At 35.7% G+C, this 4652-nt stretch carries 2 protein-coding genes; both read right to left on the bottom strand.

Annotation, left to right across the window (positions count from 1 at the left end; all coding sequences use genetic code 11):
• Positions 1-54 precede the first annotated feature (54 nt).
• Complete coding sequence (locus V7150_RS24985) at positions 55-2208, bottom strand: HAMP domain-containing methyl-accepting chemotaxis protein (protein WP_335523648.1); 2154 nt, start codon at positions 2206-2208, stop codon at positions 55-57.
• Between the two features lie 209 nt (positions 2209-2417).
• Positions 2418-4571, bottom strand: a complete 2154-nt coding sequence (locus V7150_RS24990; RefSeq protein ID WP_335523652.1) for a methyl-accepting chemotaxis protein — start codon at positions 4569-4571, stop codon at positions 2418-2420.
• Between the last annotated feature and the right edge of the window lie 81 nt (positions 4572-4652).

The raw sequence follows: 4652 nt of genomic DNA on the forward strand, positions 1-4652 counted from the left end.
AATAGGATAAAACGCCTCCACAATTTCTGCGGAGGCGTTTTATCCTATTACCAATTATTTTAGTTTGACAATTTGTGTATTTACGTTATTAATTGCATATACTACTTCGTCTACTTCATTCGTTTGCGTTTCAATACTATTATTTAACTCTTCAGTTTGTTTCTGAACATTTCCCACCTCTAACGCAATTTCTTCACCATATCTTGCTTGATCACTTGTCGCTATCATCATTTGTCGTACCATTTCTTTAATACTACCAATATTACGGACAATTTCTTCAGCAGTTAGTGACTGTTCTCTAGTTGCGTTTGTCACAGAACTAGATTGGGTTGTGACATTTTCTACTGCTTCAACTATTGCACGACCGCCTTTGGCTTGTTCCGCTGTAGCCATACTGATTTGTTGAACTTGGTTTTTTGTATTGTTTATGCCAATGACGATTTCATCAGCAGTGATGGATTGTTCTTTTGTAGAATACGTCATTTCAGTTGCCTGTTTGGTTACATTTTCAACCACTTTTGTGATAAATTCACTATTCTTCCTTTGTTCTTCGGTTGCATGCGCAATTTGGTCCATTTCCTCGGTTACTTTAGCAATACCTATAGAAATTTTATTAATAGCTTGATTTGTTTGTTCCGCTAATTGATTTCCTACACTTACTTTTTGGGCACCATCTTTGATTGAATTAAGGGCAATAGCCGTTTCATTTTGAATCCCTTTAATGAGGACGGCAATTTCTTTTGTTGCCTTGGCAGATCTTTCAGCTAGTTTTCGTACTTCGTCGGCAACAACAGCGAAGCCTTTTCCATGGTCTCCTGCACGTGCAGCCTCGATTGCGGCATTGAGTGCCAATAGATTCGTTTGTTCAGCGATATCATCAATAACTTCAATTATGCTGCCGATTTCTTTAGAACTATTTCCTAAGTTCTCCATTACATCCGTTGTTTGGTTAATCACGTGAGAAATTTCTTTCATTCCATTCAATGTTTCATTCAGAGAGACTGTTCCTTCTAGAGCATCATTTTTAACAGAGTTGCTAAGTTGGTTAACGGTTTGTGCACTGTCGGCAACTTTCTTAATTGAACCAACCATTTCCTCCACCGTTTCTGAGGATTGTTCAGCAGTTTGATGCAAATTAATTGCATTTTTGCTAACCCCGTTAATAGACTGACTAATTAATTCAATCGCCAAAGTGATTTGTTCTACACTTGCTTCCACATTTCCAGCGTTCCCTGCCACTTGTTCAATTGATGCCATCATTTCTTGTATAGCTGCAGATGTTTCTTCAGCAGATGTATCTAAGTAACCTGCACTTTCTGCAACTAAATTAATCGAAGCACTCATTTGTTCTACCGCTGCAGAGATTTCATCCACATCAGTTGCCGTCCCATTTGTGGTCATTGCTACCTGTTGGATTGAAGCAACAAGTTCACTTACTGAAACGTTTGCATTATTCATCGAACCTTCCAATTCTTGGGCACCGATTGCTGTTTTATCAATTGACTTTTTTATCTCGGTAACAGATTTTGTTGTGGTTTCGACATTTTTCGCTACCCCTGCCACAGAGCGTGAGATTAATCTTGTAATTAAGAAAACAATAACTCCGCTCAATAGCACAGCAAGAATTGATACTATTAATATCATTGTTTTACTTGTTCCTATTTGGTTGTAAGTCTCTTCAGTCGTCTTTTTCTCGTTTTTTTCTATATCAGAGTGTAAAGTGGCTAATTCTGCAACAGCTTTTTCACCGATTGGCCCCATCGTAATAAATACATCTGCAAATCCTTTCATGTCCAGCTCTTTGGATTTTGTTAATGCTAAAGGAATTAATTTTTGATATTCGTTGAATTGCTTTTCGAATTCATCCAGGTTTTGTTTATTTGAATCTGTTTTTAACAAAGGACGTAAAGTAACTATATTTTCTTTTACTTGTTTAATAGATTCATTTAAAAATTCTTCTGAACTATCTTTTTTAGCTTGATCCACTTCCGTTGCATGTTTAGCAACGAATAATCTTACTCTAGTCATATTCTCAGAAAGTTTTCCTATTGTTTTAATCTTAACTATTTCTTTATCTGATATTTGGTGTAGATTTAAGGACAATTTATTTAAGTTTGAATAAGAAATTAAACTAATCACAAAAAGTAAAACTAAGATAGCAGTAAAACTTGACCGTACTTTTGCATTCATTGAAAGTTTTTTAATCATCTCGAATCTCCTAGTTGTTTATTTAGATAAAACAAAGATAGTCATCTATATTTTCTTAATTCTATAACCCATATTTCCCTACCACTATTTCTGAAATGAACCCTTTTCTTTAAATTCTTGCTTACGATAAATCTTCAAAACTTTTTTTAAGTGCACTCTTAAACAACGCCTTCACATACTATATGAAGGCGTTTCATCACATAGGCAGATTATTTTAGTTTTTCAATTTGCGTATTAACCTCAGTGATAGCTAGTACTACTTCCTCCACCTCTTTGGTTTGAGTTTCAATACTAGTATTTAACTCTTCTGTTTGAATACGAACATTCCCTACCTCCAAGATGATTTCTTGCCCATATGTTGCTTGCTCATTTGATGCAATGGTCATTTGATTGACCAATTCCTTTATGCTGTTGATATTACGAACAATTTCTTCCGAAGTAAGTGATTGTTCGTTAGTTGCGTTCGTCACAGAATTAGATTGGTTTGTTACATTTTCAATTGCCGCTACGATTGCTTGACTTCCTTTTGTTTGTTCAGACATTGCCATACTAATTTGTTGAACCTGGTCTTTTGTTTCAATAATACCACTGACTATTTCTTCAGCATTTGTTGATTGTTCTTTGGTGGAATAAGTCATTTCAGTTGCTTGATTCGTCACATTCTCGACTGCCTTAGTGATAAATTCACTATTCTTTGTTTGTTCTTCTGTTGCTTTGGCAATTTGGTTCATTTCTTCTGTCACCTGGGCGATACCTTCAGAAATTTTTATAATCGCTTGATTCGTTTTATCCGCCAACTCATTGCCAATTTTTACTTTATCGGCCCCCTCATTAATTGCGGAAACGGCAATCACAGTTTCATTTTGAATCCCTTTGATAAGAGTGGCAATTTCTTTTGTAGCATTTGCGGAACGTTCTGCTAGCTTACGTACTTCTTCCGCAACAACTGCAAACCCTTTACCATGCTCTCCCGCACGTGCAGCCTCAATGGCAGCATTGAGGGCTAATAGATTGGTTTGATCCGCGATATCGTCGATGACTTCAATAATGCTGCCAATTTCCTCAGAGCTTTTCCCCAAATTCTCTATAACATCACTTGCTTGGGTAATCACTTGAGAAATTTCCTCCATCCCATTCAATGTTTCATTCAAAGAAATCGTTCCTTCAAGGGCATCATTTTTCACGGAGTGGCTTAGTTGGTTGATTGTTTGCGCACTGTTTGCCACTTGCTGGATTGATACTACCATTTCCTCAACCTTATCAGCAGCCTGTTCAGCAGTATGAGTCATATTAACTGCATTTTCACTTACTCCTTTAATGGATTTACTCATTTCCTCTATTGCACTAGATATTTGTTCCACACCTGAACCGGCTTTTCTAGCATTTCCAGCCACTTGTTCCACAGAAACCATCATTTCTTGAATAGCAGAAGATGTTTCCTCCGCTGAAATATCCAAATTACCAGCGCTTTTTGCAACTAAATTAATCGTAGCACTCATTTGTTCTATCGCCGCAGAAATTTCTTCTATGTCAGTTGCCGTTTTGTTGGTGGTTCCTGCAACATGTTGAATAGAAGTAACAAGTTGATTTACTGAATCATTCGCTTTATTCATAGAAGAATCCAATTCATGTGAACTAATCGTTGTATTATTAATCGAATTTTTAATTTCCGTAACAGAATTCGTTGTAATTTCAACATTTTTTACTACCCTATTGATAGCTCGACTAATGAGTCTAGTCATAAAGAATGCAATCCAGACGCTAAAAAGGGAAGCGATTACAGAAAGGATTAATATTTCATAATTAAACCTATTTGAATCCTTTTCGGAAGCTTTGAGGGTAACATTGGCATTATTTTGGGCATCTTTATAAAGATTATCAAGGGAAGTGACAGTTTTTTCTCCAATTGGGTCCAGTACTTCCATTTGTGTATGTATGAATTCATAATTGTTGCTTTTAGATACTTCAAAGAGTGATGGGAGAACAGCAACATATTCTTCGAAACTTTTGCTAAACTCGGTTAATAGTTTTTTGTCTTTATTGGTATGGTTTAGTGTTTTCATTTTCTTTATATTCTTTCTTACTTTTACGATGTCCTCGGCTACGAGTTTTTCTATTTTCGCTTTATCGTCCAGGTTTTGCTCAAAAGCCTGCTTGGATGTATTTAAACGAACGCGAGTAAATTCTTCCTTTAAGTTGCCCACTAGGACAATCTTAGGTACATCATTTTTTCCTATATGAAGTGTTTGATCTCTTAGATGGTTTACATTATTGTAAGAAACATCAGTTATAACCACAAAGAATAATATGATAATGACATAACTACCCCATTGTTTCATATTCATTGAAACTTTTTTTAACATCGTTTACCTCTCCTTTTATGGCCCCGAATTGGTTTTTCGATCAAAAAATTATTTTTTTCAAACAAATAAGCAAACTTATAT

The sequence above is a fragment of the Neobacillus drentensis genome (assembly GCF_036965245.1).
Lineage (GTDB): Bacteria > Bacillota > Bacilli > Bacillales > Cytobacillaceae > Neobacillus > Neobacillus drentensis_G.